Origin of the sequence: Pelagimonas sp. KU-00592-HH (assembly GCF_040369695.1) — a bacterium.
In the GTDB taxonomy this organism is placed as follows: Bacteria; Pseudomonadota; Alphaproteobacteria; order Rhodobacterales; family Rhodobacteraceae; genus Shimia.
The window spans coordinates 1,405,510-1,426,489 of sequence record NZ_BAABWM010000001.1; the positions used below are offsets into that span (position 1 = coordinate 1,405,510).

The 20,980-nt window shown below is 60.0% G+C and carries 20 protein-coding genes; 4 read left to right on the forward strand and 16 right to left on the reverse strand.

Annotation, left to right across the window (positions count from 1 at the left end; genetic code table 11):
• Positions 1-4 precede the first annotated feature (4 nt).
• The 5 genes from ABWV42_RS06890 to ABWV42_RS06910 form a co-directional block, all read right to left on the reverse strand.
• Positions 5-1,834 carry a calcium-binding protein gene (locus ABWV42_RS06890; RefSeq protein WP_353339453.1) on the reverse strand — a complete coding sequence of 610 codons (1,830 nt, stop codon included), beginning with the start codon at positions 1,832-1,834 and terminating at the stop codon, positions 5-7.
• A 148-nt stretch (positions 1,835-1,982) separates the two neighbouring features.
• The gene (locus ABWV42_RS06895; protein WP_353339454.1) at positions 1,983-3,353 is read right to left on the reverse strand and encodes a glutamate--cysteine ligase; all 1,371 of its coding nucleotides are present in this window, start codon (positions 3,351-3,353) and stop codon (positions 1,983-1,985) included.
• Between the two features lie 65 nt (positions 3,354-3,418).
• A complete protein-coding gene (locus ABWV42_RS06900) occupies positions 3,419-3,928 on the reverse strand; it encodes a hypothetical protein (RefSeq protein WP_353339455.1) in 510 nt (169 codons plus the stop codon).
• Positions 3,925-4,839: a hypothetical protein gene (locus tag ABWV42_RS06905; protein WP_353339456.1), complete on the reverse strand. Its 915-nt coding sequence runs from the start codon at positions 4,837-4,839 to the stop codon at positions 3,925-3,927. The genes ABWV42_RS06900 and ABWV42_RS06905 overlap by 4 nt, the downstream gene beginning before the upstream one ends.
• 10 nt (positions 4,840-4,849) lie before the next feature.
• A complete protein-coding gene (locus ABWV42_RS06910) occupies positions 4,850-5,575 on the reverse strand; it encodes a 16S rRNA (uracil(1498)-N(3))-methyltransferase (protein ID WP_353339457.1) in 726 nt (241 codons plus the stop codon).
• Positions 5,576-5,587: 12 nt separating this feature from the next.
• Between ABWV42_RS06910 and ubiA the strand changes: the two genes are divergently transcribed.
• The 3 genes from ubiA (at position 5,588) to ABWV42_RS06925 (ending at position 8,928) form a co-directional block, all read left to right on the forward strand.
• Complete coding sequence (gene ubiA / locus ABWV42_RS06915; protein WP_353339458.1) at positions 5,588-6,553, forward strand: 4-hydroxybenzoate octaprenyltransferase; 966 nt, start codon at positions 5,588-5,590, stop codon at positions 6,551-6,553.
• Between the two features lie 79 nt (positions 6,554-6,632).
• Positions 6,633-8,615, forward strand: a complete 1,983-nt coding sequence (locus tag ABWV42_RS06920; protein ID WP_353339459.1) for an OmpA family protein — start codon at positions 6,633-6,635, stop codon at positions 8,613-8,615.
• The gene (locus tag ABWV42_RS06925; protein ID WP_353339460.1) at positions 8,602-8,928 is read left to right on the forward strand and encodes a hypothetical protein; all 327 of its coding nucleotides are present in this window, start codon (positions 8,602-8,604) and stop codon (positions 8,926-8,928) included. Before ABWV42_RS06920 ends, ABWV42_RS06925 begins: the two co-directional genes overlap by 14 nt.
• A gap of 241 nt (positions 8,929-9,169) precedes the next feature.
• On the opposite strand, the gene ABWV42_RS06930 is transcribed toward ABWV42_RS06925, so the two are convergent.
• From ABWV42_RS06930 to pgsA, 3 genes are read right to left on the reverse strand one after another with little or no spacing between them, the layout of a single operon-like run.
• A complete protein-coding gene (locus ABWV42_RS06930) occupies positions 9,170-9,613 on the reverse strand; it encodes a molybdenum cofactor biosynthesis protein MoaE (protein WP_353339461.1) in 444 nt (147 codons plus the stop codon).
• A gap of 4 nt (positions 9,614-9,617) precedes the next feature.
• Entirely contained in the window at positions 9,618-9,869 is a 252-nt protein-coding gene (moaD, locus tag ABWV42_RS06935; RefSeq protein WP_353339462.1) for a molybdopterin converting factor subunit 1, read from the reverse strand.
• 4 nt (positions 9,870-9,873) lie between these two features.
• Positions 9,874-10,533 carry a CDP-diacylglycerol--glycerol-3-phosphate 3-phosphatidyltransferase gene (gene pgsA, locus ABWV42_RS06940; RefSeq protein WP_353339463.1) on the reverse strand — a complete coding sequence of 220 codons (660 nt, stop codon included), beginning with the start codon at positions 10,531-10,533 and terminating at the stop codon, positions 9,874-9,876.
• A 133-nt stretch (positions 10,534-10,666) separates the two neighbouring features.
• Here pgsA and ABWV42_RS06945 point away from each other — a divergent pair, with 133 nt between their 5' ends.
• The gene (locus ABWV42_RS06945) at positions 10,667-10,999 is read left to right on the forward strand and encodes a hypothetical protein (RefSeq protein WP_353339464.1); all 333 of its coding nucleotides are present in this window, start codon (positions 10,667-10,669) and stop codon (positions 10,997-10,999) included.
• A 19-nt stretch (positions 11,000-11,018) separates the two neighbouring features.
• On the opposite strand, the gene uvrC is transcribed toward ABWV42_RS06945, so the two are convergent.
• The 8 genes from uvrC to ABWV42_RS06985 all read right to left on the reverse strand — a co-directional run bounded on the left by uvrC (position 11,019) and on the right by ABWV42_RS06985 (position 20,915).
• Complete coding sequence (gene uvrC, locus ABWV42_RS06950; protein ID WP_353339465.1) at positions 11,019-12,893, reverse strand: excinuclease ABC subunit UvrC; 1,875 nt, start codon at positions 12,891-12,893, stop codon at positions 11,019-11,021.
• A gap of 411 nt (positions 12,894-13,304) precedes the next feature.
• Positions 13,305-14,261, reverse strand: a complete 957-nt coding sequence (locus tag ABWV42_RS06955) for a calcium/sodium antiporter (protein WP_353339466.1) — start codon at positions 14,259-14,261, stop codon at positions 13,305-13,307.
• A 3-nt stretch (positions 14,262-14,264) separates the two neighbouring features.
• Positions 14,265-14,432 (reverse strand): hypothetical protein, encoded by a 168-nt coding sequence (locus ABWV42_RS06960; protein ID WP_255110051.1) that lies wholly within the window; start codon positions 14,430-14,432, stop codon positions 14,265-14,267.
• 1 nt (position 14,433) lies between these two features.
• Positions 14,434-15,231 (reverse strand): S49 family peptidase, encoded by a 798-nt coding sequence (locus ABWV42_RS06965; protein WP_353339467.1) that lies wholly within the window; start codon positions 15,229-15,231, stop codon positions 14,434-14,436.
• Positions 15,232-15,339: 108 nt separating this feature from the next.
• Positions 15,340-16,101 (reverse strand): ABC transporter permease, encoded by a 762-nt coding sequence (locus ABWV42_RS06970; RefSeq protein ID WP_255110047.1) that lies wholly within the window; start codon positions 16,099-16,101, stop codon positions 15,340-15,342.
• A complete protein-coding gene (locus ABWV42_RS06975; RefSeq protein WP_353339468.1) occupies positions 16,098-17,027 on the reverse strand; it encodes an ABC transporter ATP-binding protein in 930 nt (309 codons plus the stop codon). Before ABWV42_RS06975 ends, ABWV42_RS06970 begins: the two co-directional genes overlap by 4 nt.
• Before the next feature lie 93 nt (positions 17,028-17,120).
• Positions 17,121-17,642, reverse strand: a complete 522-nt coding sequence (locus ABWV42_RS06980) for an SRPBCC family protein (protein ID WP_353339469.1) — start codon at positions 17,640-17,642, stop codon at positions 17,121-17,123.
• A gap of 60 nt (positions 17,643-17,702) precedes the next feature.
• Positions 17,703-20,915 carry a reductive dehalogenase gene (locus ABWV42_RS06985; protein WP_502930942.1) on the reverse strand — a complete coding sequence of 1,071 codons (3,213 nt, stop codon included), beginning with the start codon at positions 20,913-20,915 and terminating at the stop codon, positions 17,703-17,705.
• Positions 20,916-20,980 lie beyond the last annotated feature (65 nt).

Consider the following 20,980-nt stretch of genomic DNA (forward strand, 5'->3'; position numbering starts at 1 on the left):
CGTATCATCCGAAAATCAGATCATCCACACCGATCCCGTTGCCGGTGTCCACGGCCAATCTCCCATCGCCATCCGCCGACCGGATATACAGGCTATCCAGATCAACAAAATACCCAAGCATGTCCGCTTCAGACACATCCTGAAGGTTCGTGTTGAACCCGCTGGCAAAATCGGGCCGGATTGTCAGGTCCCACAAACCATCTCCCTCGGCCATAAAGGTTGCGGTCGCCGCGTAACCCGTCGTGTCGTTCTCACCCGAGAAGATCAGGTTCCCATCCGCGTCCCCGCCCCCTTCGCCGACAAGAGTGAAGCCCAGGAAATCGAACGCATCACCATCGTCCTTGGTAAAGGTGATCGCGGCGAAGACATCGATATTTGTCACCGCATCACTTTCGTCGGTGACACCAAAGTCGAGATCACCATCGCCATCAAGATCCTGGAAGGGGTCCTGTGACACCGTCTGAAAAGCGTGCGTCTGAACCGTGCCGGTGAAACCCGCTTCCGTGTAGGTACTGCCGGAAACCGCACCGCCATCAAAGGTAATTTTGCTGGTCAGCGGCGCAGGCAAAACGAAATCAGCATCGGACAAATCCCCGGCATCAATGCCCTTGAGAACCGCAACCAAAGTACCATCCACGCTCAGGCTGGTATTACCGGTCCCATCATCGGCCACTGAATACACCGATCCGTCTGCGAACCCGGACAAATCAATCGTGTCCTTGCCGATCTGCATGTCGTTGATGCGATCCACACCCTTGCCATCAATGACAAAGACATCCGCACCATCCCCGCCAACCAGCGTGTCATGGCCCCAACCGCCATCAAGCCGGTCCTTGCCTTTCTGGCCATAAAGCCGGTCTGCACCCGCATCGCCTCGAAGGATGTCGCCTTCGTTGCCGCCATTCAGAACATCGTTATCCTTTCCACCGACAAGCGTGTCATGGCCGCGCCCGCCGTTCAGGGTATCTTCGCCCACACCTCCGGACAAAAGGTCCTTGCCAGCGTCGCCATTGAGACGGTCAAATCCGTTGTCGCCAAAAAGGCGATCGTCACCAGCATCGCCGTTCAACGTATCTCGCCCGGCGTTGCCACGGATCGTATCGTCGCCAGCCCCGCCTTCGACATAATCATTACCTCCCCCGCCAAGCAGCTTGTCATCCTTGCTACCGCCGAAAAGACGATCATTGCCATCCCCGCCCCGCAGGTCATCTTCATCCCCACCCCCTTTGAGGGAGTCGTTTCCAGCCCCCCCAAGCAGCAGGTCATTTCCGCCACCACCAAGCAGCGTGTCCTTACCGCCGTTCCCCGAAACCGTGTCGTCCCCCCCAAAGTCCGTAAACAGATCGTTCCCCGCCAAAAGGCTGAACACATCCGCCCCTGCGGTCCCTTGGATCACATCATCCCCCGGCGTCGGCTGCGGCGGCAGGACCCCGGTGATAGACATCTGATATGCAGCCGCCAGCGCATCCCCGTTATCATCAACCACCAGCGAATACTGCCCCGTCACCGGCGCGGTAAACACAACGCGCCACCCGTCACCAAGGTCGGTGACCTGCAATCCCCCGATCTGTCCGCTTGTCGCCCCATCGGCGTATCCCAAAACCCAGGACGTCACGCCGCTGTCGAAATTCGCAACCAACAGCACACCTGCACTTGTGCCACCATAAAGGCCGGTCATTGTAACCGTGTATTCCTCCCCCGCCGTCAGATCGACAAGTACGCGATCCACTTCGTCGCTTCCCGCAACCGAGCCGAAAAACGTATCGCCAACATTGAGGGTATAGATCGTGCTGAAACCGGTTGCCGCATCGGTCGTCTCGGTAATCGTCGCCATGAATTGCTCCAACTGAGATATCTATATTCTGGAAATTGACCCCAGCTTAGCGCACCCCCCCGAACAAAACGACACAATTCACTCCCCCTTCACCTCAACAAAAAAGGCGCCCCAAGGCGCCCTTTCAGATGTTGCTTCTCAGACAAGGTCAGTAGCTGAACTCGCCGTAGATCCGGCTCAGGTCACCGTTCCAGTCACCATGGTAGTGGTCCAGCAACTCATCCGCCGGCACCTTGCCGCTTTCCACGCTTTCCTTCAGCGCGTTGAGGAAATGGGTCTCGTCCGGCACCAGACCGCCCGCGCCTTCCTTGCCACGCGCCGCAAGGCCCGCTTCGGAAATCGCCAGCACTTCGCGCGCCAGATCGTGCATCTTCACGTTGCCCGCCTGTGCCTGCAAACCGTCGACCGAGGCCGCCACGCGCAACATCTCGCGGGTTTCGGCATCCCAGCCCTTCACCAGATCCCAGGCTGCATCCAGCGATGACTGGTCGTACATCAACCCGACCCAGAAAGCAGGCAGCGCACACAGGCGACGCCACGGGCCACCGTCGGCGCCGCGCATCTCCATGTATTTCTTGATCCGCGCCTCTGGGAAGGCCGTGGTCAGGTGGTCCGCCCAGTCGCTCAACGTCGGGGTCTCGCCCGGCAGTGCAGGCAGTTCACCCTTCAGGAAATCACGGAACGACATGCCCAGCGCGTCGATATATTCACCGTCGCGATAGACGAAATACATCGGCACATCGAGCGCGTATTCCACCCATGCCTCGAACCCGAAGCCCTCTTCGAACACGAAAGGCAGCATGCCTGTGCGCGCCGGATCAAGGTCACGCCAGACGCGCGACCGCCAGCTCTTGTGGCCATTCGGCTTGCCATCAAAGAACGGCGAATTGGCAAACAGCGCGGTCGCCACCGGTTGCAGGGCCAGCGCCACGCGAAGTTTTTGCACCATGTCCGCCTCAGAGGCGAAATCAAGGTTCACCTGCACGGTACAGGTCCGGTACATCATGGATTTGCCCATGGTGCCCACACGGTCCATGTAATCGGTCATCAAGCGATAACGCCCTTTCGGCATCACCGGCATTTCCTCGTGCGACCAAACAGGCGCCGCACCGAGACCGATGAACCCGACACCGATCTTGTCGGCAATGTCCTTCACATCGGCAAGGTGCTGATTCACCTCGTCACAGGTCTGGTGGATGCTCTCCAGCGGCGCGCCGGACAGTTCCAGCTGACCACCCGGTTCAAGGCTCACGTTGGCGCCATCTTTCTCAAGACCGATCAGCTTGCCGCCCTCTTCCACCGGCGTCCAGCCATGGCCATCACGCAGGCCTTTCAGCACCGCGAGAATCGACCGCTCGCCCTCGTAGGGCAGCGGCTTGAGGGTTTCCTTGCAGTACCCGAACTTCTCGTGTTCGGTCCCGATCCGCCACTGTTCACGCGGCTTGCAGCCACTTTCAAGATATTCACCAAGTTGGGAGTGGTGCTCGATCGGTCCGCCACCGGACTGAGGAATGGACATTGCGGTTTCTCCGGTCCTTTTGGATGCGCATGTCCGGTCAGTGGTGATCGGAAATGCGCAAAGTGTCAATGCAACGTTGCGGCGACCTTTGACCAGATCACGACAGGGTGATCCGGTTTCGACTTCAACTGCGCCAGCATGCGCTCGGTCCGGATACCCGGCAAGGCGGCAAAGGCATCGAACAACGCATCTGATCCTTCCGCGTTCACGGGAATGCGCAGATCGGCCTGTCCGGGCTGGCGCAATACCCAAACCGGCGGCACGCTATGCGCCTCAAGGCTCAGGCCCATCATCTCGTCAATCGCAACGGCCCCGCCATCCAGGGGGCCGAAATAAGTGATCTGCCGCTCGTCGACCTGCACGACACCCGGGCCGCCCTTGCCCATTCGAAACCGGGCGCGTTGAACACCGGCCACCAAAAGGGCCGCACCAATCAGGATCACCACGATCCCGACCCACTTCAGAAGTCCGAAACCGCTTGCCCAGTAGATGCCAAGGGCCACGACCACGATCCCGATCATCACCTCGCGCCATCGATCAACAAAAGCGCTGGCTTCTGGTCGAATGAAACTCATGCGTCAGGCTCCCATCCTGCTAGAAACAGATCAACCTGCGGCAAGATCAGGTCGTCACGTTCTAGATACTTAGGTGAGCCATACTTGCGATACATCTCCAACCCGATGAAAAACCGGAACACGGTTGCGTAATCGTCACCAACGGCAAACCGGCTTGGGCGAAATGCGGCAAGTTCGTCGGGGGTACACCAGATTTCCTGCCCAAGGCAAAACCGCGCCGCCATCTGCAAAACCGGCATCTGGTGGCTGCCATGAATGTCGATCCCCCACATGTGGGTGCCATCATACATCAGGTTGGTCAGGCTAAAATCCCCATGCCCGACCGAGAACATGACCTCGCGGCCCTCCATCTCCCGCGCCAAGACATCCAGCTCCGAGCGAAAGCGGTTCAGCGCCTTGATGATCTCCGGCTTGGCTCTGGCATCAGGCGGCATAAGCCGTGTCAGGCTTTTTTGCGCCGGAAAGACCCGCGTCTCAGCCCGCAGCGCCGCCACCTCCTGCAACCACTCCGCCGACAGGCGCACCAGCTTCTGACGCCGCCGCGATGGCGCGGATTTTATCCGTTCGCCAACCGTCTTGCCGGGCACCTTCTCTGTCACCAGTAGCCCGTGATCGGGAAAGGCATCCAGAACCCGCATCACCCGGTTCTGCCCATCGCCCAGCGCCTCGTGCAGAAATCCAAGCTCGCGGCAAGCACGCTCCACACCTCCGCTCGCATCCTTGACGCGCAGGTGTTTGAAAAACACCGGCGCCCCACGCAACCTGCCCCTGATGACAGTGGCGCGATCATCGGATTTCACAACGTCTTTGATCTCGGCAGTCTTCGTCCCGTAAACCCGGTCGAGCAGGTCCTGAATCTCTTGTCCCCGTGCTGACCATTCCAGCATTCGGTCAAGAAACCCCTGGCTCATGTCGCCCCCTTCACGCCCAGTCGCCAAGGGCCTGCTGCCAAAGCGTCATCGCCGCCACCGCCGCGGTGTCCGCCCGCAGGATACGTGGCCCCAAGGCCACCACGTGCGCCTGTGGATGCGCATGCAGCTTGGCGCGCTCTGCTTCGGAAAAACCACCTTCCGGTCCAATCAGGATCGCCCATTTGCCGCCTTCGGCAGCTCCAAGACACTTGGCCGATCCAACCTCGGCCTCGTCACAGAACATCAACTGCCGGTCTTCCGGCCACTCCGCCAGAACCCGCTCCAGTTTCTGCAAGTCACGAACCTCGGGCACAAAGGTGCCCCCGCATTGCTCTGCCGCCTCGACCGCATGGGCCTGCAACCGGTCCTGCCGGATGCGCTCGGAATTGGTAAAGGCCGTCTGCACCGGCATGATCTTCGCGGCCCCCATCTCGGCCGCCTTCTCGACGATGAAATCGGTCCGCGCCTTCTTGATCGGGGCAAACATCAACCAAAGGTCCGGCGGCATCTGCAACGGCTTGGTCTGTTCCTCGCACACAAGAACACCACCGCGCTTGCCGGCTTGGGCAACTTCGCAGCGCCACTCACCATCTACCCCGTTGAACAACAAAACCGGGTCCCCCACGCCCATCCGCATCACCCCGAAAAGGTAGTGCGCCTGATCGCGTTCAAGAGGAACCGATTGCCCTTGGCCCAAGGGATGCTCTACATACAGCCTGACTTTTGCCTGTTTCATGGAAACCTTCATATGAGCGACACGCCCACAACACCAGAGCCGAAAGGTCAGGTTTCCGACGCGGTCCGCGGCAATTGGGTCGATCACCTCGCCCCGCACGCCACCCGCCCCTACCTGCGCCTCAGCCGCGCCGACCGTCCCATCGGCACCTGGCTGTTGCTGCTGCCCTGCTGGATGTCGCTCCTGCTGGCCATGCTCTACGATGGTCAGGCGCGCCTCGAAGACCTCTGGATCGCCATCGGATGCGCGGCGGGCGCATGGCTGATGCGCGGCGCAGGCTGCACCTGGAACGACATCACCGACCGCGACTTCGATGCCCAGGTCGAACGCACCCGCTCCCGTCCGATCCCCTCGGGTCAGGTCACCGCACGGCAGGCCGCGCTGTGGATGGGCATTCAGGCGCTGATCTCATTCGCCATCCTGCTGACATTCCACCCCAATGCCATCCTGCTTGGCGTGGTCTCCCTCGCCCCCGTCGCCGTCTACCCCTTTGCCAAACGGTTTACATGGTGGCCGCAGGTCTTCCTTGGCATCGCCTTCAACTGGGGCGCGCTTCTGGCATGGACGGCACACACCGGATCGCTGCAATGGCCCGCCGTTGTCCTTTATCTCGCGGGCATCGCATGGACCCTGTTCTACGACACCATCTATGCCCATCAGGACACCGAGGACGACGCCCTCATCGGCGTGAAGTCCACCGCCCGCCTCTTTGCCGAGAAAACCCCGCAATGGCTTCAGGCCTTCCTGATCCTCACCGTCACCCTGATGGCCATCGCCACCTTCCTTGCCACCCGCGACCGCAGCCCGCTCTCGATGGTGATCGCCCTCGCCGGCCCCTGGGCGATGGGCTGGCACATGCAGTGGCAGATGCGCCGCCTGAACACCGAGGACAACGACGTGCTCTTGCACCTGTTCCGCTCGAACCGCGACACCGGTCTGATCCCCTTGCTGTTTTTCGCCGTCGCCTGCTTCCTTTGAGCGCAAGTGATTGCATGCAGGCTGGCAGCAGCGTATCAAACGCTAACTCGAACAAAACAAACGCTTCCGAACGCTCCTGATGCGCCTTTCCGACTACCTGCCCATTGCCACCACCTTCACTCTGGCCGCCGGCTTCAGCGCCGTCGCCGCGGTGTTCTCGGCAGACCTGATCGAAGAGGCCTCGCGCCGCGGCGTGCAAAGCGAGCTGGCCAAGGAAGGCATGACTTGGGCCACCATCCATGCCGAGGGCCTTCAGGTCTTCATCACCGGCGTCGCCCCGACCGAGGCCGAGCGGTTCAAGGCCATCTCTTCGGCTGGCAAGATTGTCGATGCCGCCCGGGTGATCGACAACATGCAGATCGAGGCCACCGCCGACATCGGCCCGCCGCGTTTCTCGATCGAGATCCTGCGCAATGACTCGGGCATCCAGCTCATCGGTCTGATCCCCGAAGACAGCAACCGCGCCGAAATCATTGGCGATCTGCGTGGCCTCGACGGCAGTCCGGTGGTCACCGACTTCCTTGAAACCGCCGAATACGACGTTCCCGAAGGATGGCAGCAGGCCCTGAGCTATGCCCTCTTCGCCCTCGAAGAACTGCCCCGCGCCAAGATCTCGCTTGAGGCAGGCCGCGTCAGCGTCACCGCCATGAGCGACAGCCCCGAAGCTCGCCGCGAGCTGGAAGGCATCCTAACCCGCAAGGCACCGCCGACGCTTGACCTCGCTCTGACCATTTCGGCGCCCCGCCCCGTCATCACGCCCTTCACCCTGCGCTTCCTGATCGACGATCTTGGCGCGCGCTTCGATGCCTGCTCTGCCGACACCGAGGACGCCCGCAGCCAGATCCTCGCCGCCGCGACACAGGCCGGCCTCGAAGGCAGTGCCGCCTGCACCATCGGTCTCGGCGTGCCTACTCCGTCTTGGGGCGACGCGGTCGAAACCGCCATCTCAGGCCTCTCCGAACTGGGTGGCGGCAGCGTTACCTTCTCCGACGCCGACATCACCCTGATCGCCCGCATCGGCACCGAACAGGATCTCTTCGACAAGGTCATCGGCGAGGTCGAAAGCGCCCTTCCCGAGGTCTTCGCCCTGCACGCCACCCGCCCGGTCCCGATCGAGGAAACCGACGAAGGCACCCCGGAATTCACCGCGACCCTAAGCCCCGAAGGCACCCTGCAACTGCGCGGTCGCCTGCGCGACGACGTCAGCCGCACCATGGCGCAAAGCTACGCCAACGCCCGTTTCGGCATGGAAGACGTCTACATGGCCGCCCGCCTTGACGAAAACCTGCCCGGCACCTGGTCGCTTCGCGTTCTCGCCGGTCTCGACGCCCTGTCACAGCTGCACAACGGTGCCCTGACCGTCACCCCCGACACCCTCGACATCTCCGGCACCACTGGTGATCCGCAGGCCAGTGACCGCATTTCCCGCCTGCTGGCGGAAAAGCTGGATCAGGGCGACCACTATGCCCTCAACGTGCGCTACGAAGAGGCGCTCGACCCGATTGCCCAGCTTCCCACCCCTGAGGAATGTCTGGCCCGCCTGCAAGAGGTACAGGGCACCCAGAAGATCAGCTTCGAACCCGGCTCCGGCACGCTGGATGAAACCGCGGGCCCCGTGATCGACGAACTTGCCGCGATCCTTCAGGACTGTCAGGACATCAACCTCAAGCTGGAAATTCAGGGCCACACCGACAGCCAGGGCCGCGAGGAAATGAACATGGCCCTAAGCCAGACCCGCGCCCAATCGGTTCTGAACGCCCTGCACGACCGCCGTATCCTGACCGGAAACTTCTCGGCACAGGGTTATGGCGAGGCCCAGCCGATTGCCGACAACAAGACCGAGGAAGGCCGCGAGGCCAACCGCCGCATCGAATTTGTCCTCATCCAACCCGAAGAGACCCCGCCAGAGGGCGAAAATGCGGATGGTGAAGCACAAACCGGTGAAGAAACCGCTGTAGACACCGGCGCGAATCCGGTACAAGACGACGCCGCACAGGATGCGGCACCGGCCGAACAACCCCAAGACGACGGCCAGCAGGAGACAACCGATGACCAGAACTGATTTCATCATCGCCACCGCGATCATCCTGTTCGTCGCCTTCTGCATGGGCTGGTTCGCCAACTGGCTGGTGCACCGCTTCTCGCGCGTTTCGCAGTCCGACGTCGACCAGCTTGAGCGCATGAGCCAGGAGTTGCACGAGGCCGAGGAAACCCGCGATCAGGCCATCACCTACCTGCAACAGCGCGAGGCCGAACTGACCAACCAGCTGGCCCAGACCGAAGCCGAACTCTCTGCCGCCATGGAAGGCCTGCGCGACGCCCGCCACGAGGCCGAAGAACTGCGCAGCCACATCGAACGCATGAACGCTGGCTAAGCCGTTTTCGATGCGGGGTGCTGCATCAAGCCCGGCCAAAATCGGTGAAGAAATTCCTTAACAAAGCCTGAGCGCACGGTGCCTTAAACTGGCCAGATCGTCTGTGCCCACCTCCGTAATACCGACGTAATACCGACGTGGCACCGACAGCCGTTTTTGCCAATTCTGCCTTGTTAACCTGAACGATTCGCCCAAATGCGCCCGCGCCACACATACCGATAGGGCGCGCCCCGTTAACCGCTCACCAGCGGTTCAGCGCGTCCTCATCTTCATCCTTGGCCGCAACCCATGCACCGCCATCCGCAGTGAATTCCTGCTTCCAGAACGGCGCCCGCGACTTGAGGTAATCCATCAGGAATTCGGCCGCCGCAAAAGCATCCACACGGTGCGGCGCAGCGGTTGCCACCATCATGATCATGTCGCCCGGGCGCAGCGTCCCGTGGCGATGGATCACCAGAACATCTCCCAGATTCCAACGGCTTTGCGCCTCTTCCGCGATCTTGGTCAGCGCCTTTTCCGTCATCCCCGGATAGTGCTCGATCTCCATCCGGTCCAGCGGGTCATCCGGCAGGTCGCGCACAACGCCGGTAAAGGTCACAATGGCGCCCATGTCGGTGTGACCACTGGCAAAGGCCTGCGCCTCGGCACCGAAATCAAACGCCTCTTCCTGAACCAGAATCTTCATACCGTCAGCCCCCGGTCATCGGCGGGAAAAACGCCACCTCACGCGCGCCATCCAGCGCCGCATCGAACTCGGTCAACTCCTGGTCAATCGCCACCCGCAGGGCACCCAGGTCGGCAAAGGCCGCCTCGTAGCGCTCTTCCCGCGCCTTCAGCTCCTCGACCAGCTCGGCCACCGTCGTGGCGCTCGTCTCGACCTTCTCTTTCGGCAGGCCAATCCGTTCACGCACCCAGGCAAAATACAAAACATCCAGCTTCATCGCGTCAGTCCTTCAAATGCGGATAGGCCTTGCGGAAATAGTCGATCCCGGTGATCCCGGTCAGCGCCGCCGCGATCCACAGCAGGATCAAACCGGCCCAACCACTCCAGATCATACCCGTCAGCTTCCAGCCAAGCCCCTGTGTATCCTCGATTTCTCCGGCCACCATCTGCGCAACGATCTGTGGATCCATGCCCAGCGACGACATGCCAAGGTAGTGTTCAAAAACACCCTGCCCGAACAGGCAGGCAATCGCCACCATCTGCGTCGCCGTCTTCCACTTGGCCAGCTTTGTCACCTTGAGGGTCCCAGCCACGTCGCCAAGAAACTCCCGCAAGCCGCTGACAAAAACTTCGCGGAACAGGATCACGGTGGCCGGCAGCACCAGCCAGGGCGACATCGACGAATAGCCCACGATCACCATCAACGCGATCACCACCATCGCCTTGTCGGCAATCGGGTCGATCATCGCGCCCATCCGGGTCTCCTGCCCCCAGGCTCGCGCAAGATAGCCGTCGAACCAATCGGTCACCGAGGCCAGCACAAACAGGCCCAGTGCGAACCAATCCGCATAGGGGCGGGTGAAATAAAGGAACATTACCGCGACAAGAGGCGCCGCGAGAAGACGAAGCACGGAAAGGATATTGGGGATCGTCCAAGTCATGAGGTCTTCCTAACCTGTCTTTCAGGGCGTGGAAAGCACTGCCCTTTCGAAATGTGCTATACTGGGCCAATGAACGGGGGCGGGCGCCTTCGTGGCGGCCTCCCCTGCCTGCACCAAAGAACGGGAGGACAAGATGCACCCCATTGTTTTGCTCGTGGCCGACATGCCGCAATCCTGCGAGATCGCGCAACAGCTTGATCACCTGCCAATCGAATGGCTCGGCGCACACGATCACGGCGAAGTCGTGCGCCAGCTGGAAACCGAACCAAGGATCGAATGCGTGATCATGGGCGGCGGCCTTGATGACCGGATGCGCGGCGATCTCGTCGGGCTCATTGCCCAGATGCGCCCGGACGTCTGCATTCACCTCAAGGACCGCGCATCCGGCCCGCACGGCCTCGCCCCCTTCGCCGCGCAGATCGTCGAGAACATCGTGCTGCGAAAACGCGAACGCGAAGCCGCCTGACCCGGCCAGACCGATGCGTTTACCCTTTTTCGTGGAAGTAGTCGTAGATTGTCTCGGCCAATGCGTCCGAGATGCCGTCTACGGCTTTCAGATCGGCAAGATTCGCGCGGCTCACGGCCTTGGCTGATCCGAAATGCGCCAGCAACGCGCGCTTGCGGGTTGCCCCCACGCCTGGCACATCGTCCAGCGGTGTCGCGCCAACGGCCTTTGCCCGCTTGGCACGGTGGGTACCAATTGCAAACCGGTGTGCCTCGTCCCGCATCCGCTGGATGAAATAGAGCACCGGATCATTGCGCTTGAGAGCAAAGGGCCGCGTGCCTCTCCGGTGGAATTCCTCCTTGCCGTGGTCGCGGTCCACCCCCTTGGCCACGCCCACCATCGGGATATCCTCTACCCCGTGTTCGCGCATGATCTCGGCCACGGCAGACACCTGCCCCGCGCCCCCGTCGATCAACAACAGGTCCGGCCACATGCCCTGCGCCCGGTCCGGATCTTCCTTGAGCAACCGTTTGAACCGCCGGGTCAGCACCTCTTTCATCATGCCGAAATCATCCCCCGGCGTGAGGTCATCCCCCTTGATGTTGAACTTGCGGTACTGGTTCTTCATGAACCCTTCCGGCCCCGCCACGATCATCGCCCCCACGGCGTTCGTGCCCTGTATGTGACTGTTGTCGTAAACCTCGATCCGTGCAGGCGGGCCATCCAGGTCAAAGGCCTCTGCCACACCTTTCAACAGCTTCGCCTGCGTCGCGGTCTCGCTCATCTTGCGCGCAAGGCTTTCGCGCGCGTTGCGGGCCGCATTGGCAATCAGCTCGGCCTTCTCCCCGCGCTGCGGCACAAGGATCTCCACCTTGCGTCCCGCCTTGCCACTCAAGGCTTCGGCCATCAGGTCCGGGTTGTCGATCGGGTGGCTCAGGATAAGCTGCCTCGGTGGCTCCTTGGTGTCGTAGAACTGACCGACAAAGGCCTCGAGCACTTCCGCCGCCTCGATATCGGCCCCAACCCGCGGGTAGTAATCCTTGTTGCCCCAGTTCTGGTTGGCGCGGATAAAGAATACCTGAACACAGGCCTGCCCGTTCTCGAGGTGAAGCGCGATTACATCGGCCTCGGTCACGCCGCGCGGATTGATCCCCTGCGCCGTCTGCACCTGCGTCAACGCCCGTATGCGATCCCGCAACGCCGCTGCCCGCTCGAACTCCATCGCTTCTGATGCCGCCATCATCTGCTTGCCCAGCGTCTCCTGGATCTGGGTCGACCGCCCGGCAAGGAAACGCTCTGCATCACGCACGCTGTCGGCATAATCCGCCTCGCTGATCTTGCCGACACAAGGCCCGGAACACCGCTTGATCTGGTAGAGCAGACAGGGGCGCGACCGGCTCTCGAACATCGCGTCCGAACAGTTCCGCAAGAGGAAAACTTTCTGCAATTGCGACAGCGTCCGGTTCACCGCGCCCGCACTTGCGAAGGGTCCGTAATAGCTGCCTTTTTCCTTCTTCGCCCCACGATGCTTCTTGATCAGCGGAAAGGCATGTTCCCGGCTCACAAGGATATTCGGAAAGCTCTTATCGTCCCGCAAAAGCACGTTGTACTTGGGCTTGAGCTGCTTGATCAGATTCTGCTCTAAGAGGAGTGCTTCTGTTTCGGTTTGCGTCGTCAGGAACATCATCGACGCGGTTTCCGAGATCATCCGCGCAATCCGGCCGGAATGTCCGGCGGGGCGCGCATAGTTGGAAACCCGCGCTTTCAGGTTCCGCGCCTTGCCCACGTAAAGAACGCGCGCCTGCGAATCCAGCATCCTGTAGACGCCGGGTGAGCCATCCAGAGTTTTGAGATAGCCCTTGATACAGTCATGACCGAACGGTCCTGCCGACGTTTGTTTATCCTGATCCGTCATCATTTAACGAAATATGATTCTTTTGCGACGCCTGCAATCTTCAGAAACCGAGGGCAAGAAAAAACATGTCCACCATTCCTGTGGATAAGTCTGAAGATATCTTTTCGTGACGAGGGAAATTCCCTTGTTTTCCGCCCATTTCATGTGATTGATTAAAAAATAGGCACAAATGCAAGGCATTGACTTTAAACGATATTTTTTTCACCCCTTAACAAAGGACTGAAAACATTAGGAAATTCGTAACACATTTGTAACGCTCCCGTTACAAGTGCAAAACTTTGGTCAGCCACATCTTTTCAAGGGGCAGAATGCCTTCCCTATCGGCAAGCACTACCGCGCATGAAACGCACCTGAGCAACGCTCAGTAAGCAGAAAAGATCGCTCGGGAAGCAAAACGCCTAACCAGTGTTATCAGCAGGTCAGGACACCGATCACGTAGACAAGGTAGAGCACCGTCAACACGATCCCCCACGTGCGCCCAATGTCACGACGGAAGAACACGAAGGGGATCAGCAAGAGCGACGCCGCCAGCATCACCCAGAGATCGAATTTGAGGAACTCGGGATCGACAGGAATTGGTCCAACCATGGTGGCGACGCCAATAATCGCCAATAGGTTGAACATGTTCGAACCGATGACGTTACCTATGGCCACATCCGCCTGCCGACGAAGCGCCGCCATGGTGGTCGTCGCCAGCTCGGGAAGCGATGTGCCAAGCGCGACAAGCGTCAGTCCAATCACGCTTTCACTCACTCCGAAATCACGTGCAATCACCTGCGCAGCGTCGACCAGAAGATCCGCCCCCAAAGGCAAGCCGATCAGGCCAAGCACCAGAAAAACAACGATCTTCCACCAGGGCATATCCGGGTCCATGCCTTCCGGCTCGTCAAGATCCGGATCACAGCATTCATCCCCCATCCGCCGATGCATCTGCGCTTCGCGCACCGCGTCCAGGAGCATGTAGGCCAGCATCGCCAGCAACAGCAGCCCGGCGTAGAAATCAAAGACACCCCGGAAGGCCAGCCCGATGAAGACCACCGTGGCGACTATCATCTGGATATAGGTTTTTCTGCTCTCGCAGGCAGAGGTATGCAGCGCAGCCAGAATGGCCGGGAAGCCCAGGACCAGCAGGATATTGGCCGTATTCGACCCCACCACGTTGCCGATTGCAATGCCCGGCACCCCTTGAAGCACCGCTTGCACCGAGATCAGCAACTCTGGCGCAGAGGTGCCAAAGGCCACGATGGTCAGGCTGACAACAAGCGCAGGAATGCCAAGACGCAGCGCCAGATTCACGGCACCGCGCACAAGCGAGTCGCCTGCCAGAAGCAGAATGAGCAGACCAAGTCCGGCAAAAAGCCACTCCATGGATTATCCCTTACCCTTGGTGCAGGGGCACGGGCCCTTGCCGATCTTGTAGCGCCCGCATTTGGGGCATTTCGCCGATTGCAGCCGTTTCTTGCCCGGATAGGTCAGCTTTCCAAACATCGCCAGCACTGCCATGCCGACCAGAAACAGGGTGACAATCTTGAATATCATCTCAGAGACCGAACCGCGCGAACTCGGCGCGTTCCTCAATCGCGGCAATGGCATCTGCTGCCACCGACGCCCCGAACCGCTGCCAGAATGGGCGGCGCGTGTCATAGCGGCGCAGGCGCACCTTGTCGCCAAACCGTTCCTTCAGCATCGGCACCATGTGCCCGATCCCGTCGATCAGGCCAAGCTCCTGTGCCTGACGACCAATCCAGACCTCGCCGGTGAACAGCTCTGGTTCATTCGACAGCTTCGGTCCGCGACGGGCCTTAACGTGGTTGATGAAATTGGCGTGGATCTGCTCCAGCATCGAACGCAGCCGAACCACGTCTTCCGGTTTCTCCGGGCGGAACGGGTCCAGCATGGACTTCGACTTACCTGCCGTATGCACCCGACGCTCGATCCCCTGCCGGCTCAGGAACACATGCGCCCCGAAGCTTGCGGAAATCACGCCGATAGACCCAACCACCGAACTCTCGTCCGCGTAAATCTCGTCCGCCGCCGCAGCGAGCCAATAGCCGCCCGACGCGGCAACGTCTTCGACAAAGGCCAGAACGGGAATATCCTTTTCCTCGGCCAGGCGGCGAATACGTGCGCCAATCAACGAGGACTGCACAGGGCTGCCACCGGGCGAATTGACCTCAAGGACAACTGCCACCGGCTTTCCTTTTCTGAACGCCTTTTCGATCAACGGCGCCAATGCGCGATCATTCAACGCCCCACGATTGCCTGCGCCGATAGCGCCCGAAAGGCGCAGTACAGCCACCGTGGGCGGAGATTTGGTGAAGGGGATCCAGCGTGCCATGCAGAGCCATTTAAAAGCGCATGTGCCCTCAGACAAGGCATGAGGGCCATGAAACGTGCGACGTGGCAGAAATATCCCGTTTTCGTGATACGCATATCGCGACGTCACTTACGACCGGATGCGCCATCCCGTCCGGAAGATCCACCAAATCGCGGCAAGGCAAAGCGCCGTGAATCCCGCAATCGCCAGAAGGCTCAGGCCGATGGGTACATCCGCCAGCCCGAAGAACGCCCACCGGAACCCTGAAATCAGGTAGACCACCGGATTAAAGAGCGTGATCGTCTGCCAGATCGGCGGCAGCATCGAGATCGAGTAAAACGACCCACCAAGGAACACGAGCGGGGTCACAACCAGCAGCGGGATCAATTGCAGCTGTTCAAAGTTCTGCGCCCAGATCCCGATGATAAAGCCGAACAGGGCAAAACTCAGACAGGTCAGGACAAGGAAAGCGACCATTGCAATCGGATGCTGGATTTCGAGATCGACAAACAATGAGGCCGTCCCAAGGATTACCACGCCAATGAAAAGAGCCTTGGTCGCCGCCGCACCAACAAACCCGAGGACAATTTCAAGAAAGTTCACCGGCGCTGACAACAGCTCATAGATCGTCCCGATGAACTTTGGAAAATAGATCCCGAAAGAGGCGTTCGAAATGGCTTGGGTGATCACCGACAGCATAATCAGCCCCGGTACGATGAACGCACCATAGCTCACGCCCTCGACCTCCTGGATACGGCTGCCGATAGCCGCGCCAAAGACGACAAAGTAAAGCGACGTCGAGATCACGGGCGAAATGAAAGACTGTGCCAATGTACGGAAGAACCGCGCCATTTCGGTCACGTAGATGGCTTTGATCGCGGACCAGTTCATGCCGCATCCTCCTTGACCAGAGACACGAAAATTTCCTCAAGGCTGCTTTCTTCGGTTCGCAAATCCCGCATCACCAGACCGGCAGCGGCAATGTCATTCAACAGCGCCGTAATGCCTGTCCGCTCGCCCCGCGTGTCATAGGCATAGTGCAGCACATCGCCGCCATCGCCCAAGCTCAGACCATGCGAGGCCAAGGCCTCAGGGACCTCTGCAATCGGGGTCTGCAATTCGATCTGCAGGTGCTTCTGACCAAACCGCGCCATGAGCGAGGCCTTTTCTTCGATCAGCAGCAGTTCACCCTTGTTGATGACTCCGACACGGTCTGCAATCGCCTCGGCCTCTTCGATATAGTGGGTGGTCAGGATGATCGTCACGCCATCTGCCTTGAGGTCCGCCACGACATCCCACATGTCCTTGCGCAGTTCCACGTCGACACCCGCAGTCGGCTCATCAAGAAACAGAACGCGCGGCTCGTGCGCCAGCGCCTTGGCGATCAAGACGCGGCGCTTCATCCCACCGGACAATTCCATCGTGCGCGAGTCGCGTTTGTCCCAAAGGGACAGCTGTTTCAAGAGCTTCTCGATGTAGGCATCGTCGCGCCCCTTGCCAAAAAGGCCTCTGGAAAAGCGCACCGTATCAATCACCTTGGTGAAGGGTTCGAGATTGATCTCCTGTGGCACCAGACCGATAAGGCGGCGCGCCTGACGATACTCGCGCACCACGTCATGCCCGCCAACCCGGATCACGCCGCCACCCGGATTGGTGATTCCGCAGACGGTTGAAATCAATGTGGTCTTGCCGGCCCCATTCGGCCCCAGAAGCGCGAGAATTTCGCCTTCCTCGATGGCAAGCGATACGCCCTTGAGCGCCTCGAACCCGCCTGCATAGACCTTGCGCAGGCCTTCAATCTCTACAATCGCCGACATCATACCCCTCCTGATCGCCGGCCCATAGGATAGCAACGTGGCAGAAGGATCAAACCGATATTTCGAGAGGAGGGCCTGTGCGCCCGCGCAGGATCAGCCGCCGGTCAGGCGCTTGACCCAACCCTTCTTTTCCTCTGGCGCGTCCGCCTCGGTGTCATCGTCCTCGGGCTCTGCCGGACCTTCCAGCGTTTCCTGAAGGTTGGCAAAGAACTGATCCGCCATCTTCTTGGCAAATCCGTCGATCAGGCGGCTTCCAAGCTGTGCCAGCTTACCGCCAACCTTGGCATCCACTTCGTATTCCAGAAGCGTTCCGCCCTCGGTTTCAGACAGCTTCACATCTGCGCCACCCTTGGCAAATCCGGCGGCTCCGCCCTTGCCTTCGCCCGACAGCGTCAAACTCTGGTGCTCCACCAGATCGGACAGAGAGACATGCCCTTTGAACGTCGCTTTCACCGGGCCAACTTTCTGAACGACCGTGGCATCAAAGCCATCTTCCGCGTTGCCCATCACCTCCTTTGCGCCGGGAACGCAGGCAAGCAAGGTGTCGGCACTCAGAAGGGCCGCCCAAACCTCGGACACTGGCGCGGCAATCTCGCGCTGATCGCTCATGTGCATGAAACTGTTTCCTCTCTCCTGTTGGTGAACAAGTTAGGCAGCTTCGCAGGCAAGGTCCAGTCACAGGTCCAATTCAATAACGCCATCCGGCTCGGCAGCGCGGCTCTGGCAGGTGATGATCGTCGTTTCACGTTGCTTGTTCGACAGCACGAAATCGCGATGTTCAACCTCGCCCGACAGCACCCCGCACTTGCACACCCCGCAAATACCGTCTGAACATTTGACATCCACATGGATACCATTCTCAAGCAGGACATCCGACAAAAGCTTGTCCGCCGTTACATGCAACTCCTTGCCCGACTTCGCCAGCTTTGCCGTAAACGGATGGTTTTCATACTCCGGCTGTTCAGGCACGCTGAAGTACTCAAGATGGCAGGCCTCTTCCGGAAAACCCTGCCGTTCAGCCGCAGCCATGACACCCTCCATGAACCGATCCGGTCCGCAGGTATAGACGTGCCAACCGTCCCTGTACCCCGCCAGCACCTGATCCAGATCGGCACGGGTGCCCTGATCCGAAAAATGAAACTGCACGCGATCCGCCCAGGGCACTTCGGCCAGATCATCCAGATACCCGGCCCCGTCCTTTCGGCTCGCGGAATAGTGCAGTTCGAAATCCGCCCCCAATTGATGCAGGCGATGGGCAAAGGCGATCATCGGCGTGATCCCGATACCGCCGCCCATCAGGAAGGTTTTTGTCGCCCCCTCGTCCAATTCAAAGTGATTGATCGGCTTGGAAATGAAAACCTTGCGTCCTTCACTGAAGATCCTGTGCATCAGCAACGATCCGCCCCGCCCTTCATCCTCGCGCAGCACACCGATCTGATACTTGGAACGGTCCGACGGATTTCCCGACATTGAATACTGGCGCAGGAACTCTGGCGCTACCAACACGTCAAGGTGCGCCCCAGCCGTCCACTCGGGCAACTCCGATCCATCAAGGGTCGAAAACTCGTATTTCGTGACGTCGGCGGTCATCTTCTCGGCCTTGCTCAACGCCACGCGGATAACCGGCGCGTCGGCCACATCCGGAACGGAATAGGTATGCACGACGCTCATGTCGCCTTTGGCCATCCGCGCGCGATATTCCTGCGCCGACACCATCTTTTCGTAGGCCTGAATGCCCGCTTCCCGATCCATCGGAAACGGATAGGGCCACGGGTGCGGTGCCAGCGGCGCCGGATAGACGGCAAGCGTCTGATCTTCGTACTTCAGGTCCAGATCAGTCTGAAGATCGCGGCGGTTCAACGGGTGTTTGGTCGGCCGATAGGAACCATCATCCTGCAACTCGATGTCCCACCACCACTTTTTCGTGTCGTTCAGACCGCCATTGCCAACCATGTCATCCAACTTGGCCAGCACCGGCGCGGCGGCGGGGATGTTGGACGCCGCCCATCGGAACGGCGCTTCGGCAAACAGCCCTTCAAGGTTCCAAGGGCAAGTTTTCATACAGCGCCCACACATGGATCCGCCTTGGGTGGTGATCCGGTAGGTGGCGCATTTCTGGCTGTCCGACTTCCAGATTTCATAGCCATTGAACATCAGCTTTGGCCCTGCCGTAATCGCTCCGGACGGGCATTCGCGCGCGCACTTGTTGCAGGACTCGCAAAACGCCTGAAGCCCGAAGTCGATCGGCTTGTCATGCACAAGCGGCATGTCGGTCGTCACCGCGCCGCTTTTCAGGCGGGGGCCAAGGTAGGGGTTCAGGATCACCTCACCGATACGGCTCACCTCGCCCAAGCCACTCAGAAGCAGGAGAGGCGGCTGCAAGACCTCGCCATCCATGACCGTGTGGGCCTTGGCCTTGTAACCCAGATTCCGGATTTGCTGGGCGATCACGCCGCCCAGCAGGGAAAACCGAAGGTAAGCCCGCATGGACTGCGCGACGCTGATCCAGTCGTCACCGCTTGCGCCTTCCATTGTCTCATAGCCCTGATCGACGATCATGCTGATCGCCTGATCATGCTCGGGCACAATCTCTTCTCCGGTTGCATCATGGCTGTACCACGCCCATTCGGGACAGCGGGACAGACCCACCGCATCCACCCCAAGGAAATAGGTGGCCGCCTTCACATTCGCTGCATTGCGCTCTGCGTCCGTCGGCCGCTCCACATCCGCACTTGCGCCATCCTGCAAGAGAACAAATGCGCCAAGGGCTCTGCGCTGCGCAAAGCTCGGCGCGGACTTGCGAACATAGTATCCCCCCTTCGCACTGTCCTGAAGTGCTTTGCCCATATCCCCGAACTGGGCACGTGCAAACATGTCGGCCCGCTTTGGCACGCGCGCCACGTTGGCTTCGTCGATATAGGTCGTCGGGGTTTCCACACGCTTCAACCGCTCGAACGGATGCGCCCCGTCGGCATAGTTGCGCTTGGAAAAGGGATCACGGTTGAACGCGGCCTTGGCGTGCCCCAGACCAAGTTTCCAGCCCATGCCGCCCAAAACGCGGCTGGGTTGCTTGGCCATCTCAAGCAACGCCCCGTCATGGCCAAGGTCCATTTCCGTGGTCACCACGGCCACGCTGAACCGACGGCCCAACCAGGGCACCACGGGAACGCCGTCTTCGCAGCTGGCCAATCCGGCGGCGATCGTGAGTTTGTTGAGATCGACGTCACTGGATGTCGCCGTATGCGCCCGCGCATCAAAGCCCAATAGTCGAATATAGTTCGCAATCACAACGGCCGTTTCGGTTGCACGAATACAGCCGCGATGGTCCTGCGCGTCCATGATCCAATCGCTGCCCGGCTCATCGGGTTTCGGATCACGCATATGCTCGTACAGAAACACGATTGCATGTTTGTGCCCCTCAATCGTGGTCGCCGGGGCCTCCATGCTTTCCTTGAGATCGGCCATGATCACGTCAATGCCGCTGGCCAGTGTCTTGGTCTGCCGCGTCTTCAGGGCGTGCGCGAGGCGATCAATATCCGGATTGCGGATCGGTTCTTTCAACAGCGCGGCGTCCGGCAGCGGCCCAATGCCGACCATCGAAGCATCGTTGAAATAGCCAAAGGCCTTCAGGTGATTGGCACGCTCAACCGGATCAGCAGGAATATCTGCGGTCGCCTTGTTCACAAAGCCATCGCGAATGGCATCCATCATCGCCTGGAATTCGCCCATCGCGTTCACGATGCTCTCGGGATTTTCCGGCCGGTGAAAGCTCAAAGGCTCCGAGGCCACCACCCTGCTCAGGTCCGGCATCGCCCCTCGCGCGAGCCGCTCAAGAGGATACGGACCAAGATGGACAGGGCGATTTCGGGTTGAAAAGATCTGGGACAAGGCGGTGGCTCATGAGTGGTGGCTAGGCGTCTTGACTATCCCATACCCAAACCCTCAATCTGTCA

What these genes read in the sequence shown, in the direction of transcription:
- ABWV42_RS06900 (WP_353339455.1), bottom strand. Translation starts at nt 3,928, where the DNA reads ATGAGTTTCATTCGACCAGAAGCCAGCGCTTTTGTTGATCGATGGCGC.
- ABWV42_RS06945 (WP_353339464.1), top strand. Translation starts at nt 10,667, where the DNA reads ATGCACCCCATTGTTTTGCTCGTGGCCGACATGCCGCAATCCTGCGAG.
- ABWV42_RS06960 (WP_255110051.1), bottom strand. Translation starts at nt 14,432, where the DNA reads ATGATATTCAAGATTGTCACCCTGTTTCTGGTCGGCATGGCAGTGCTG.
- ABWV42_RS06890 (WP_353339453.1), bottom strand. Translation starts at nt 1,834, where the DNA reads ATGGCGACGATTACCGAGACGACCGATGCGGCAACCGGTTTCAGCACG.
- ABWV42_RS06980 (WP_353339469.1), bottom strand. Translation starts at nt 17,642, where the DNA reads ATGCACATGAGCGATCAGCGCGAGATTGCCGCGCCAGTGTCCGAGGTT.
- pgsA (WP_353339463.1), bottom strand. Translation starts at nt 10,533, where the DNA reads ATGACTTGGACGATCCCCAATATCCTTTCCGTGCTTCGTCTTCTCGCG.
- ABWV42_RS06955 (WP_353339466.1), bottom strand. Translation starts at nt 14,261, where the DNA reads ATGGAGTGGCTTTTTGCCGGACTTGGTCTGCTCATTCTGCTTCTGGCA.
- ABWV42_RS06930 (WP_353339461.1), bottom strand. Translation starts at nt 9,613, where the DNA reads ATGAAGATTCTGGTTCAGGAAGAGGCGTTTGATTTCGGTGCCGAGGCG.
- moaD (WP_353339462.1), bottom strand. Translation starts at nt 9,869, where the DNA reads ATGAAGCTGGATGTTTTGTATTTTGCCTGGGTGCGTGAACGGATTGGC.
- ABWV42_RS06895 (WP_353339454.1), bottom strand. Translation starts at nt 3,353, where the DNA reads ATGTCCATTCCTCAGTCCGGTGGCGGACCGATCGAGCACCACTCCCAA.
- ABWV42_RS06970 (WP_255110047.1), bottom strand. Translation starts at nt 16,101, where the DNA reads ATGAACTGGTCCGCGATCAAAGCCATCTACGTGACCGAAATGGCGCGG.
- ABWV42_RS06975 (WP_353339468.1), bottom strand. Translation starts at nt 17,027, where the DNA reads ATGTCGGCGATTGTAGAGATTGAAGGCCTGCGCAAGGTCTATGCAGGC.
- ABWV42_RS06965 (WP_353339467.1), bottom strand. Translation starts at nt 15,231, where the DNA reads ATGGCACGCTGGATCCCCTTCACCAAATCTCCGCCCACGGTGGCTGTA.
- ABWV42_RS06925 (WP_353339460.1), top strand. Translation starts at nt 8,602, where the DNA reads ATGACCAGAACTGATTTCATCATCGCCACCGCGATCATCCTGTTCGTC.
- ubiA (WP_353339458.1), top strand. Translation starts at nt 5,588, where the DNA reads ATGAGCGACACGCCCACAACACCAGAGCCGAAAGGTCAGGTTTCCGAC.
- ABWV42_RS06920 (WP_353339459.1), top strand. Translation starts at nt 6,633, where the DNA reads ATGCGCCTTTCCGACTACCTGCCCATTGCCACCACCTTCACTCTGGCC.
- ABWV42_RS06905 (WP_353339456.1), bottom strand. Translation starts at nt 4,839, where the DNA reads ATGAGCCAGGGGTTTCTTGACCGAATGCTGGAATGGTCAGCACGGGGA.
- uvrC (WP_353339465.1), bottom strand. Translation starts at nt 12,893, where the DNA reads ATGACGGATCAGGATAAACAAACGTCGGCAGGACCGTTCGGTCATGAC.
- ABWV42_RS06910 (WP_353339457.1), bottom strand. Translation starts at nt 5,575, where the DNA reads ATGAAACAGGCAAAAGTCAGGCTGTATGTAGAGCATCCCTTGGGCCAA.